The following is a 13048-nucleotide window of genomic DNA, read 5'->3' on the forward strand; positions in this document are numbered from 1 at the left end:
TAATTAATAAAAAACCTTCTTACAGGCTTTTTGTGTTCCTTATTTTTTAAGAGTTTGAATTTAATAAAATAACTATGATTTATAGGCTATTTTTTCATTTTTGAACAAAATGATGAACAGTAGCAGCACCAGAAACGCAAAAGCGGACGGATACAACCATATTGTATTCCAATCGTGCCGTGCGTCTTCTAAAATGTAGCTATCCGTAATGGCTCCCGCTACCCAAAAACCGATTAGCATTCCTACGCCGTAAGTTGCCAAAGTTATAAGCCCTTGCGCTGCACTTTTATATTTGGCTCCCGCTTTGCTATCCGTATAAATCTGTCCGGAAACAAAGAAAAAATCATAACAGATACCGTGCAACGCAATACCCGTCAATAACATAAAGACCAGCTCTCCAGTGTCTCCATAAGCGAACATCAAATACCGTAAGCCCCATGCTAACATTGCCGCAACAATAGTCATTTTAAAACCAAAGCGTTTAAAAAAGAAAGGTAAAAGCAAAAGAAACAGAATTTCCGAAATCTGCCCTATGGTCATTTTACCCGCCGGATTGGCAACCCCAATTTCACCTAAAAACTGTCCGGCATGCTGATAATAAAAAGCTAAGGGAATACAGATAAGCACAGACGCCAAAAAGAATATCAAAAAATTACGGTTTTTCAAAAGCGCCAATGCATCTAGTCCTAGAATATCTGCCAACCTTATTTTTTGAGACCTGTCTGCCGTTGGTGGGGTTTTAGGCAAGGTAAAACTAAACACACCCAATACGGCAGATGAGATAGAGGCCATTAAAAATGTATTGCGTAAAAAACCTTCGGTAATTCCTTCCTGAGAATCCCAATTAAAAAAGCTTATAAGGAGACCGGCAGTAATCCAACCAATTGTACCAAATACACGCACAAGTGCAAATTCTTTGGCAGGGTCTTTCATTTGATTGAACGAAACCGAATTCACCAAAGCCAAAGTAGACATGTACATAATCATATAACCGAGCAGAAATGGAAAAAACCCCGAGAAATCCGTGGCTTGATACATTACATACATAAGTGCCGCACCAATTAAATGGAGTGCTCCTAAAATACGCTCGGCATTAAAATACCTATCGGCAATAAGACCAATAATAAAGGGCGCTAAAATAGCGCCCCATGATTGTGTTGAATATGCCAATGCTATTTCACTTCCCGTAGAGTCTAGCGTATTTGGAAGGTAAATTCCCAAGGTAACGAACCAGCCGCCCCAGATAAAGAATTCCAAAAACATCATTATAGAAAGCTGCGTCTTTATCTTTGGAGTCATTGGCAAGTGTTACTGTTTATAGATAATGTAATTGGTTCTAAGAGGCTCTAGTCCATTCGCTTTAAAGTCTATATCTATAAGCGCCCTGTAGTGGGTAGACTCATTTATGATATGAAAAAGCATGTCTTGCATAGTATGTATCCGCAATTGACCTTCACTGTTTTCATAGTCCATTCGCTTCTCAAAATCTTCGCTCTCAGAAGTAATATCAAAAGTATTCCGTTGGTTCTCATAATGAATATCTCCCCAAGTACTCACATCTTGCACTTGCCCAAATTTAAATTTGGGTTCACGTTTAGCAATTCGCTCATTATAAATATGATGCAGGTTTAAGATTTCAGAAAATAGGGCAATGCTTTTTTGTGGTACGACATCCAATTCAGCGGCAGCTTCAATGATTTTTTTGTTGCAATAGAAATTATAGTCGAATAATTGATTAAAAAAAACTTTCACGGCAACAGATATCTATTTGGGTTTAGCTAATTTCTTTAGATGCTTTAAGCAACAATTCTTTGGTTGCAATAATACCCGCTTCTTCACTTAGTACATTGCCTTCATATTCCACGCCAACAAAGCCGGTATATCCATTATCCTTTACCATCTGAAGCATTTTCACATAGTCAATTTCGGTCTCATTGCCCTCAGCGTCAAAATCATGAGTTTTAGCACTTACAGCCTTAGCATAAGGCATTAATTCTTTTACGCCTTTGTATTTATCGTACATAACTTCGCAGTCACGACTATCCTTTTTACGTGTAATACAGAAATTTCCAAAATCAGGAAGTGTTCCACAGTTGTCCAATGTCACAGCTTTCATTACTTCCGCATGTAAAGCACCGTTAGAGGACAGGCCGCCATGATTTTCAACCAACACATTAATATTTTTTGTTTTTGCATATGTACCAAGTTTGGTCAATCCGTCAATAGAATTTTTAATCCATTCCTGTGGATCATTGCTCCCACTAAGATTTACGCGAATGGCATGGCAGCCCATTGCTGCTGCAGCATCCACCCATTTTTTGTGTTTTTCTACGGTCTCATCCCGTTCTTTTTCATCATTAACGGCAAGGTTTCCCTGACCATCAATCATGATTAGTACGTTTTCCATGCCGTGTTTCTTCGCTTCGGCATTCGATTTTTCAACAAATGCAGCCATTGCTTCTTCTGAATAGTCGGCATCTGCCAATTCAGGATTATATAACTGACTTACATATTCCAATCCGGTAAAACCCCAATTTTTTGCTTTTTCGGCAAACGAATATGGATCTACACCATCTTCTCTTATCATTCTATGAATAGACCACTGCGCAAGAGACAGTTTAAAGAACGGTTCCGCAATCGCTTCTTCGGTTTCTGCGCTTGCATTGATCATTTTTTCTTCTTTTTTAGTCTCCTTGCATGATGCAAGCCCTAAAATTGAAAGTGCTAAACCGGCTTGAGAGCTGTTTCTTATAAAGTTTCTTCTTTTCATTATATGATATTAGTTTATTGAATTTTAACGATTTGGAGATGTAATACACACAAATATGCAGCCTTAACAAGATGTATGGCGAATAAATGTAGAAAATTAATTTAATATTTAATAAATTTATGGACTAAACAATTTTGTACATGAGCAAATTTTATTACAACGAAGAGCAAGAGTCTTACGACGCGATTGTAGTGGGTACAGGTATCAGTGGTGGCTGGGCAGCGAAAGAGCTGTGCGAAGCCGGACTAAAAACCTTGGTGCTGGAGCGCGGACGTATGGTGACGCACATCGAAGACTATGAAACTGCGACCATGGACCCTTGGGACTTTCCTAATGGAGGAAAGCCAACAAAAGAGGACATCGCACAACAGGAAAAACAAAACCGAACAGGTTATACAACCAATGCAGCAAGCAAAATGTGGTTCGTGAATGACCTTAAACACCCGTATAACGAAATACAACGTTTTGACTGGATGAGAGGATATCATTTAGGTGGACGTTCATTACAATGGGGGCGCCAGAGTTACCGCTGGAGCGACATTGATTTTGGAGCAAACAAAAAAGATGGTATTGCTGTAGATTGGCCAGTTCGTTATAAAGATATTGAGCCATGGTACGCGAAAGTAGAAGATTATATAGGTGTTAGTGGTGAGGCATTAAACTTGCCCCAGCTGCCAGATAGTAACTTTCTGCCGCAAATGGAGCTGAACTGTGTTGAAGAACACTTTAAAGAAAAAGTAGGTGAAGAGTTTGATGGTCGTGCTGTAACTGTTGGTAGAGTTGCCCATATTACAGGTACTAAAAACTTTGATGGCCGTACAAAATGTCAATACAGAAACAGATGTATTAGAGGGTGTCCTTTTGGAGGATACTTCAGTAGCCTTTCTTCTACATTGCCTGCCGCAGAAGCAACAGGTAATATGACTTTACGTGCAGACTCAATTGTACATGAAGTTATTTATGATCCAGAAACAAAAAGAGCAACTGGTGTAAAGGTTATTGACCGAGTTACTAAAGAAGCTTATGAATTTAAAGCCAAGGTTATTTTTCTTTGTGCTTCATCCATTGCTTCTACTTCTATATTAATGCAATCAAAATCTGATCGCTTCCCTAATGGTATGGGTAATGATTCTGACCAATTGGGCCGTAATATTATGGATCACCACTTAGGTGTTGGTGCTTCTGGTAAGTTTGATGGTTTTGACGACAAATATTATAAAGGTCGTAGACCTAATGGTGTTTACATCCCAAGATTTAGAAACCTAGGAGGTGATACGGAAAGAAAAGACTACAAACGTGGCTTTGGTTACCAAGGTGGGGCTAGTAGAGGTAATTGGGAAGATTCTGTTGCCGAACTTTCTTACGGAAAAGACCTAAAAGACGCTATTTTAAAACCAGGTGGATGGACAATTGGTATTGGTGGTTTTGGTGAGGTACTTCCTTACGAAGACAACCGTATGACCCTAGACTATGAAAAACTAGATGATTGGGGATTACCAACTGTTACTTTTGATGCTGGATTCAAAGAAAATGAGCTGAATATGCGTAAAGACATGATGCAATCTGCCATAGACATGCTTGAAAAAGCAGGCGTGAAAGATGTTAAAGGTCATGATCGCGAAACAGGCTTAGGTCTAGGTATACATGAAATGGGTACTGCACGTATGGGTAGAGATAGAAAAACATCTGTATTGAACGGTAATAACCAGGTACATGATGTTCCTAACGTTTACGTAACAGATGGTTCTTTTATGACCTCTGCAAGTTGTGTAAACCCATCATTAACCTATATGGCATTTACAGCAAGGGCAGCAGACCATGCTGTAAAACAACTTAAAAAAGGAAATATATAATGGATAGAAGAAAAGCACTCAAGAATATGGGTATGGCATTGGGTTACACCGTTGCCACCCCAACTTTGCTAAGTATTGTTCAAAGTTGTAAAACCGAAACTGTACTTGAATGGACTCCTGATTTTTTCTCCAAAGACCAAGGAGCGGTATTGACCAAATTGGTAGATATTATTCTTCCAAAGACAGATACACCTTCTGCATCTGAAACTCAAGTAAACATTTTCATTGATCGGTTCGCTGATCAAGTCATGGAAAAGGAGCAACAAGATTTCCTTAAAATGTCTATGGACAGGTTTATTGAAAAAGCATTGAAAGATGCCGGTAAAGAAAAAGCAGGGGATTTATCTTCTGAAGAATTAGAACCTGTTCTCGCCGCTGCCTTAAAAGTGACGAAAGAAGACGAGGTGAAAAACAATTTGGCAGTTAAACAATATAATGAAGCCATAGCCGAAGGCAAAGAAGCCTTACTAGATGATGGTATATCTCGCTTTGCTTTTGCAAACAACCTAAGAGGAATGACTATTTGGGGTTACAAAACTTCTGAATATGTTGGTGAAAAGGTTTTAGCCTATTTACCTATTCCTGGTGAATATATTGCTTGTGCAGATACAGAAGAATTGACCGGCGGAAAAGCTTGGTCACTCTAACATAAGTAAAACAGCCTATAGAAAAAGAGCCGTTGGTAAATTACTGTTTACTTACGGCTCTTTTTTATTTCACAATTATGAATCCAACCTATATATAAAATGAAAAGAAGAAATTTTATTCAAAAAACCGCATTAACAGGTGGAGCCATTTCTTTGGGAGGCAATTATGCTTATTCCAACTTAAGCTCTAATTCTCTAAAACCACATCAATTTAATCTTAAATATGCTCCGCACTTGGGCATGTTCAAAGAATTAGCCGGTGATGACCCTATAGACCAGATTAACTTTATGGCTGACCAGGGTTTTACGGCCTTTGAAGATAATGGCATGATGAAGCGTGATGTTGCTCTACAGACCAAAATGGGAGAGACTCTTGCCAAAAGAGGTATGACTATGGGTGTTTTTGTGGTTGATAAAGGGGGGAATATGCAAAACACCCTAGCTGCAGGCAAACAAGAATACATTGATATTTTTTTAGATGGATGTAAAAGGGCCGTTGAAACAGCAAAACGCGTAAACGCTAAATGGATGACTGTTGTACCAGGTGGTTTTGAAAGAAAATTACCTATTGGCGTTCAAGATGGTAATGTCATTGAAGCACTAAAGAGAGGTGCAGAAATTTTGGAACCACATGGCTTAACAATGGTACTAGAACCTCTTTCGGATTCACCTGACTTGTATTTACAGAATTCAGATCAGACTTACATGATTTGTAAAGGTGTTGATAGTCCTGCCTGTAAAATCCTATTCGATATTTACCATATGCAGAAAACCGAAGGTCACCTTATCCATAATATGGAATTGACATGGGATGAAATTGCATACATTCAAATTGGTGATAACCCTGGGAGAAAAGAGCCTACCACGGGAGAAATCAATTATAAAAATGTCTTTAAATGGATTCATGAAAAAGGATTTGATGGTGTTCTAGGTATGGAACACGGTAACTCCAAAGACGGAAAAGCTGGCGAACAAGCCGTTATAGATGCTTATATACAAGAAGATTCATTTCTATAAAAACTGAAGTATTTTTTATTAGACAGTCCCTATTTAAATAGGGACTATTTTTTTTCGCAAACTAGCATTTGGTTGGGCAAGAGATGTATTTCATCGTAACAGGAATGCAAATGGTGCGTTTTAACGATTTTTTTGACACTTTTCGACGTTCTACATACTAAAGTCATAAGATGGAGTAAACAAGAACCGTTGTTCTTATATGACCTCATACATATACCTGCTTATTACTTACACTGCACTCATGTTAATTTCAAAGTTGGCATTTCATTATTTCAAACGAAATCAATTGAAAAACGATTAGTACAATTGTAATTTCTTAATAGAGAGAATATATTCATATTTTTCGGAATGAAATATGGCGGTTGTCACCTTAAAAAGATGTTAAACCCTATAAATCAAGCTGTTTTATCATAAAATTGTCTCAAAATCAATGATTTTAAGCAATTTAATGTAATCTTTATAGCTCTTTTACTACGTATATAGTATACAATCTTTTATTGGGGGCACCATGGACAAATATATCATCATACTAATCGTATATATTGCTGCATACATCTTTTCTGTAGTAGCAAGACCTTATTTAGAAAAGTAGAGTTATTTTTCTAATTTCTATATCACATCTCATACTCATTCCACAGAATTCAAGTTGATTCTTTTGAGCCGTTATAGTGCGGTTTATCTATTTTCAATTCAATTTTAAAATATAAAAAAAACCCTGACCAAAAAGTCAGGGTTTTCCATTTTATAAAAATTTCTCTGATTAAGAACCGCACATCAAACAATCGTCATCTGCTTGACCTTCTTTGGCGCGGGCAATCATTTCCTTCATTTCTTCAGGGGTCATGGGCTGAATGTCCGACTCAGCCTGTGGTGCAGTTGAAGTTGTATTTACTTCCATTGCTACTGCCGCTTCTACCGGTGGTGTAGTTGCTGCTGCTTCGGCTTCTGCAGCAACACTTACCGGCGCTGCATTCTTCTTGCTGTTGTCTAGAGTAAATTTGATAGCATCTACTGCAGCTTTGGTACGCAGGTAATACATACCTGTTTTTAAGCCGCTTTTCCATGCGTAAAAGTGCATTGATGTTAACTTGGAGTAGTTTGCATTTTCCATAAACAAGTTTAAAGACTGGCTTTGGTCAATGAAATATCCTCTTTGACGGCTCATGTCAATAATATCTTTCATACTAAGCTCCCAAACCGTTTTATACAAATCACGAATGTCTTGTGGAATGGTTTCTATGTGTTGTATCGAACCATTGGCACGCATTAACTCTTGCTTCATATTTTCGTTCCAAAGACCCAAATCTACCAAGTCTTCTAAAAGGTGCTTGTTTACTACAATAAACTCACCAGAAAGCACTCTTCTAGTGTATATGTTAGAAGTATAAGGTTCAAAACACTCGTTATTACCCAAAATTTGAGAAGTAGAAGCTGTTGGCATAGGCGCTACTAAGAGCGAGTTACGAACTCCATTTTTCTTCACTTCTTTACGAAGTTTGGCCCAATCCCATCTACCTGACAGCTCATCATCTTTAACTCCCCACAGGTTATACTGAAAATCGCCTTGAGAAATTGGCGAACCTTCAAAAGTAGAATACGCTCCTTCTTCTTTAGCCATTTCCATAGATGCGGTTACCGCGGCAAAATAAAGCGTTTCAAAAATCTCTTTGTTCAGTTTTTTAGCTTCTTCGCTAGTAAAAGGCAAACGCAACATAATAAAAGCATCTGCAAGACCTTGCACTCCAAGACCAATTGGTCTGTGACGCATATTAGAGTTTTCCGCCTCTTTTACCGGATAGTAATTTCTATCAATTACACGGTTTAAGTTTCTAGTTACCCTTTTGGTTACCCTAAACAGTTCTTTATGATCAAAGGCTCCGTTTTTAATGAACATTGGCAATGCAATAGAAGCTAAATTACATACTGCTACTTCATCTGGAGAGGTATACTCCATAATCTCGGTACATAAGTTGGAAGAACGAATGGTCCCTAAATTTTTCTGGTTACTCTTACGGTTAGCAGCATCTTTGTACAACATGTACGGCGTACCGGTTTCGATTTGAGACTCTAATATTTTCTCCCAAAGGTCACGTGCCTTAACGGTTTTTCTTCCCTTACCTTCGGATTCGTATTTGGTATATAAGGCTTCAAACTCCTCACTGTGGTGTGTGAACAAGCCTGGGCATTCATTAGGACACATTAAGGTCCACTCTTCATTAGCCTCTACTCTTCTCATGAACAAATCAGAAATCCACATAGCATAGAAAAGATCACGTGCACGCATTTCTTCCTTACCATGGTTCTTTTTTAAATCCAAGAACGCATAGATATCCGCATGCCAGGGCTCCATATAAATAGCGAAGCTACCCTTACGTTTTCCACCACCTTGATCCACGTAACGGGCCGTGTCATTAAACACCTGAAGCATAGGTACAATTCCGTTAGATGTTCCGTTTGTTCCGGCAATATAAGAACCTGTAGCACGTACATTATGAATAGATAAACCAATGCCACCGGCAGACTGCGAAATTTTTGCAGTTTGCTTTAAAGTATCATAAATACCATCTATACTATCATCTTTCATTGCCAACAAAAAGCAGGAAGACATCTGTGGTTTTGGTGTACCTGAATTAAAAAGTGTAGGTGTAGCGTGCGTAAAATATTTTTTGGACATGAGCTCATACGTTTCAATAGCCGCATCAAGGTCATTTAGATGAATCCCTACGGAAACACGCATAAGCATATGCTGTGGCCGTTCCGCAATCTTTCCGTTCAGTTTCAAAAGGTACGAACGCTCCAACGTTTTGAACCCAAAATAATCATACCCAAAATCTCTGTTATAGATAATGGTAGAATCTAGTCTTTCCGAGTTTTCAGAAATTACTTTAAATACCTCATCAGACAATAAAGGCGCCTCTTTATTCGTACGAGGATTTACATACTCATAAAGATCTTTCATGGTTTCCGAGAAAGACTTTTTTGTATTCTTATGCAAGTTAGAAACCGAAATACGGGCCGCCAATTTTGCATAATCCGGATGTGTAGTAGTCATGGTAGCTGAAATTTCAGCGGCCAAATTATCTAATTCCGACGTGGTTACACCGTCATACAACCCCTCTATAACGCGCATAGCAACCTTTAACGGATCTACTAAACCATTTAGGCCATAACACAATTTTCTTACTCGGGCGGTGATCTTGTCAAACATGACCACTTCTTTTCTGCCGTCTCTTTTAACTACAAACATGTGAATACTTTTTTTAGTGGGGTTATACGTTGGGTTTGTTTATGCTAAATTGTTAAAAAAATTAACAATTTTAAAATTGGGAACAAAAACCCCTTCAAAAGAAAGGACCTTCTATTTTGGTACTATTTAAAAATCTGCGTCGAAGCTTATTTTCTGCGCGTCTTCGTCATTTTCATTCTTAAGAACACCAGCTTTTTGGTATTCAGAAACACGCTTCTCAAAGAAATTAGTTTTTCCTTGTAGAGAAATCATATCCATAAAATCAAATGGATTGGTGGTGTTATACACTTTATCGCACTCTAGCTCAACGAGAAGCCTATCTGTTACAAACTCTAGGTACTGTGTCATTAGCTTTGAGTTCATACCTATTAAACTCGCCGGAAGCGACTCAGTAATAAACTCACGTTCAATATCTAACGCATCAGTCAAAATCTGAGTGATACGTTCTTTTGGCACTTTGTTAATCAAGTGCTTGTTATGAAGATGAACTGCATAGTCACAGTGCATACCTTCATCCCTAGAAATTAATTCATTAGAGAAGGTAAGCCCCGGCATTAATCCTCTTTTCTTTAACCAGAAAATAGAACAGAAAGCACCAGAGAAGAAAATACCTTCTACCGCTGCAAAAGCAATTAATCTTTCTGCAAAGCTGGGAGATTCAATCCAACTTAGCGCCCAATCTGCCTTTTTCTTTATTGCAGGAAAATTTTCTATTGCTCTAAAAAGAAGACCTTTTTCTTTTTCATCTTTTACGTAGGTATCGATTAAAAGCGAATACGTTTCAGAGTGAATATTCTCCATCATAATCTGAAATCCGTAGAAAAACTTAGCTTCGGCATACTGGACTTCACTCACGAAGTTCTCCGCAAGGTTTTCGTTTACAATACCATCCGATGCTGCAAAAAAGGCTAAAATATGCTTAACGAAATAACGTTCGTCGTCACTTAATTTATTGTTCCAATCATTTAAATCTTCACTTAAGTCAATTTCCTCGGCCGTCCAAAAACAAGCTTCACATTTCTTATACCATTCCCATAAATCGTGGTGTTTAATAGGAAAGATTACAAAACGGTCGTTGTTTTCTTCTAGAATTGGCTCTAAAGCTACAGACATATTAAAGGATTTGAGTGTTGAGAAGAAAATTCTTCCTTTGCGACGGAAACAAAGGTCGCAAAAAAGCCGTGGAATTTTATATTGTTCAATCATTTACAACGCAAAGTTTTTAACAGAAATTGTTGAAATGTGCGCTCGCCTTGTATATACACGGACCTCAACAGGGATCGACAATTAGCCTAAAATTTACATGAAAGATGAACACAAAAAATAAAACCAAAAAGTATATTAAAACATACTTTTTGGTTTTATTTTTACACCTCTAAATGCCGAGGTTTTTATTAGTTTATATTTATTATGGCTTGTATACCACAAAGCTAAAAATCGCATCCTCTGCAACTCCCGCAGTATTAAACGTATCGACAAGCAACTTACCCCCAACCGAACCACTTTCAATAAACCCTATTCTGGTTCTACTTACTAGGGTAGGGTAATCCCATAAAATATAAGATTCACCTGTGATTTGAATACTATATTTACCCACAGCCGTTCTAGTTATAGAAAAATTATCACTGCCAGACGAAATTTCACCATTTGAATTGATAGCGCCATATGCTATAGCAAGCATATTGGCATTACCTGTATCTTTACTATGTATCTCTCCTGTAGTTTTTATATTACCTGCAACTTCTAGTTTTTCTGATGGGTTTTCATTACCAATACCTACATTCCCGGAGCCACTAATTGTCATCCGGTTAGCAGCTCCTTGATTATTTTGAATATAAAAATTCAATCTACTATTTGCTGCCCCACCTATTCCGTCTTTAGCAATACCCGCAATCTGCCAAAAGGCATCACTTACTGTATTTCTAAATTCAAGCCTTGAAAAATCATCTCCTTCCTCCTCTAATTTAAGCAAGGGTTTATCGATTGTTGAATTACTCTTAAGATGTAACTTAACATTTGGAGTGTTAGTTCCAATACCGACATTTCCATCTTTTGTAATAATTACACGATTCGTTCCATTAGTTCCTAATATAAGTGGGCCGTCTTCTTGATTGGTAATTGTTGCCGTAAACCCTAAGCCCAAATCATTTACCAAGCCAACATACATACCATCATTTGAGGCATTTCCAGAATCATCTGTTGTATAAAGGGAGTTACTCTGATAACTATCCGCATGAACATGATGTATTGCACTAGGGTCTGTCAGGCCAACACCAACATTTCCGCTATCAAAATAAATATCATCTCCACTTTCAGACCACAAGGAACTTCCTCCCGCTCCACCAACTTCATCAGTACCGGCAACCCATTTACTTGTTGCTCCATCCCATTTGGCAACTTGACCGTCTGCCGTACCCTCAAGTCCGCTTATATTCGTGCCATCACCTAAAAGTAATCCGCTTTCACCTGTAATATCAACATAATCATTTAAATCTACGGAGCCTGTACCATCTTCAATACTCAATACATCCCCAGTCATAACAAGAGCCTGATCATCCGTATCTACCAGTCCGCCAGTTGCTAGTTCCTCAATTGCAGCTTGTGTATCTCCCGCCGCAAGACCTGTGCCCGTATTGTCAAAAGGAACTTCCGAAGCATTCTGGTCATCTGTACCGCCAGGAGGAATTATTGCAGATAAATCTATGGTAGATCCATCTGTAATACTTAGATCCGTCCCCGACAGACTTATATCTTGTAATTCATTTGTTGGGTCGGCATCAGCATCGGCACCTCCTCCAGCAGTCGCTACAATTTCATCTAAAGCTTCTTGGACATTACCCGCCGTAAGTCCTGAATCTGCATTGTTATAAGGCACTTCGGAAGCAATCTGAGCGTCTCCGCCACCGCCTCCACTAAACAGACGATTATCCACATAAGTTTTTACCGCTCTTTGGGTGGGTAAAATACCGTTGCTATTTTCGGCCAACCCACCATCATCCGAAATCTCATTAACCTGATTTCCAGAGTTAAGATTGAAACCGCCTAAAACCCTCAAGTCGCTTTTTATTTTTACCTCGCCAACGTTCTTATTTTCTATATTATTACCATTTGTCTCCCACTGTTGACTGCCCGAGGCCATGGCGTAAGGAACTGCCATTAGTTCCGTGGTACCCACTTCAACGCCATTAAAGGACACCACTACAAAAGTAGCTTGGCCCCAAGGTAAATTGGAGTAACTACCACTATTGCTGTTTCCACTGCCTATTTGCAAATTAAAGACGCCGTTGGCATCCGTAGTTATGGAGTGACTTTCTTCATATTGCGCAACCGCATCCGCACTACCGAATTTTAAGGCAATACCAATGTCTATAGTCTCCTGCTCCATTAATTCATTGTCCGAATTACGGGCCACCCCTTGGTAATTGATATAGTTTTTCTGCTGCGCTTGTCCCATAAAAGCTCCACAGAACATAATGGTCAAGACTATAAGTAATGATGTGTAATTTATTTTCAT

Annotated in this window: 9 protein-coding genes; 3 read left to right on the forward strand and 6 right to left on the reverse strand. The window is 38.5% G+C overall.

Annotation, left to right across the window (positions count from 1 at the left end):
• Positions 1–72: 72 nt before the first annotated feature.
• Genes IWC72_RS05245 through IWC72_RS05255 form a run of 3 tightly spaced genes read right to left on the reverse strand, consistent with a single transcriptional unit; the run spans position 73 to position 2770 of the window.
• The gene (locus IWC72_RS05245) at positions 73–1299 is read right to left on the reverse strand and encodes an MFS transporter (RefSeq protein WP_194529063.1); all 1227 of its coding nucleotides are present in this window, start codon (positions 1297–1299) and stop codon (positions 73–75) included.
• Positions 1300–1308: 9 nt separating this feature from the next.
• Positions 1309–1752: a damage-inducible protein DinB gene (locus IWC72_RS05250; RefSeq protein WP_194529064.1), complete on the reverse strand. Its 444-nt coding sequence runs from the start codon at positions 1750–1752 to the stop codon at positions 1309–1311.
• Between the two features lie 22 nt (positions 1753–1774).
• Positions 1775–2770, reverse strand: coding sequence for a sugar phosphate isomerase/epimerase family protein (locus tag IWC72_RS05255; protein ID WP_194529065.1), 996 nt, complete (start codon positions 2768–2770; stop codon positions 1775–1777).
• A gap of 140 nt (positions 2771–2910) precedes the next feature.
• On the opposite strand from IWC72_RS05255, the gene IWC72_RS05260 reads away from it, so the two are divergent.
• The 3 genes from IWC72_RS05260 (at position 2911) to IWC72_RS05270 (ending at position 6287) form a co-directional block, all read left to right on the forward strand.
• Positions 2911–4623: a GMC oxidoreductase gene (locus IWC72_RS05260; RefSeq protein WP_194525172.1), complete on the forward strand. Its 1713-nt coding sequence runs from the start codon at positions 2911–2913 to the stop codon at positions 4621–4623.
• Complete coding sequence (locus tag IWC72_RS05265) at positions 4623–5270, forward strand: gluconate 2-dehydrogenase subunit 3 family protein (protein ID WP_194525173.1); 648 nt, start codon at positions 4623–4625, stop codon at positions 5268–5270. The genes IWC72_RS05260 and IWC72_RS05265 overlap by 1 nt, the downstream gene beginning before the upstream one ends.
• 99 nt (positions 5271–5369) lie before the next feature.
• Positions 5370–6287: a hydroxypyruvate isomerase family protein gene (locus tag IWC72_RS05270; RefSeq protein ID WP_194525174.1), complete on the forward strand. Its 918-nt coding sequence runs from the start codon at positions 5370–5372 to the stop codon at positions 6285–6287.
• 760 nt (positions 6288–7047) lie between these two features.
• On the opposite strand, the gene IWC72_RS05275 is transcribed toward IWC72_RS05270, so the two are convergent.
• The 3 genes from IWC72_RS05275 to IWC72_RS05285 form a co-directional block, all read right to left on the reverse strand.
• Positions 7048–9534 carry a ribonucleoside-diphosphate reductase subunit alpha gene (locus tag IWC72_RS05275; RefSeq protein ID WP_194529066.1) on the reverse strand — a complete coding sequence of 829 codons (2487 nt, stop codon included), beginning with the start codon at positions 9532–9534 and terminating at the stop codon, positions 7048–7050.
• A 126-nt stretch (positions 9535–9660) separates the two neighbouring features.
• Entirely contained in the window at positions 9661–10647 is a 987-nt protein-coding gene (locus IWC72_RS05280; RefSeq protein ID WP_194525177.1) for a ribonucleotide-diphosphate reductase subunit beta, read from the reverse strand.
• 295 nt (positions 10648–10942) lie between these two features.
• Positions 10943–13048: a hypothetical protein gene (locus tag IWC72_RS05285; RefSeq protein WP_194529067.1), complete on the reverse strand. Its 2106-nt coding sequence runs from the start codon at positions 13046–13048 to the stop codon at positions 10943–10945.

This window comes from Zobellia roscoffensis (assembly GCF_015330165.1).
In the GTDB taxonomy this organism is placed as follows: domain Bacteria; phylum Bacteroidota; class Bacteroidia; order Flavobacteriales; family Flavobacteriaceae; genus Zobellia; species Zobellia roscoffensis.

What these genes read in the sequence shown, in the direction of transcription:
- IWC72_RS05245 (WP_194529063.1), bottom strand. Translation starts at nt 1,299, where the DNA reads ATGACTCCAAAGATAAAGACGCAGCTTTCTATAATGATGTTTTTGGAA.
- IWC72_RS05255 (WP_194529065.1), bottom strand. Translation starts at nt 2,770, where the DNA reads ATGAAAAGAAGAAACTTTATAAGAAACAGCTCTCAAGCCGGTTTAGCA.
- IWC72_RS05260 (WP_194525172.1), top strand. Translation starts at nt 2,911, where the DNA reads ATGAGCAAATTTTATTACAACGAAGAGCAAGAGTCTTACGACGCGATT.
- IWC72_RS05265 (WP_194525173.1), top strand. Translation starts at nt 4,623, where the DNA reads ATGGATAGAAGAAAAGCACTCAAGAATATGGGTATGGCATTGGGTTAC.
- IWC72_RS05270 (WP_194525174.1), top strand. Translation starts at nt 5,370, where the DNA reads ATGAAAAGAAGAAATTTTATTCAAAAAACCGCATTAACAGGTGGAGCC.
- IWC72_RS05275 (WP_194529066.1), bottom strand. Translation starts at nt 9,534, where the DNA reads ATGTTTGTAGTTAAAAGAGACGGCAGAAAAGAAGTGGTCATGTTTGAC.
- IWC72_RS05280 (WP_194525177.1), bottom strand. Translation starts at nt 10,647, where the DNA reads ATGTCTGTAGCTTTAGAGCCAATTCTAGAAGAAAACAACGACCGTTTT.
- IWC72_RS05285 (WP_194529067.1), bottom strand. Translation starts at nt 13,048, where the DNA reads ATGAAAATAAATTACACATCATTACTTATAGTCTTGACCATTATGTTC.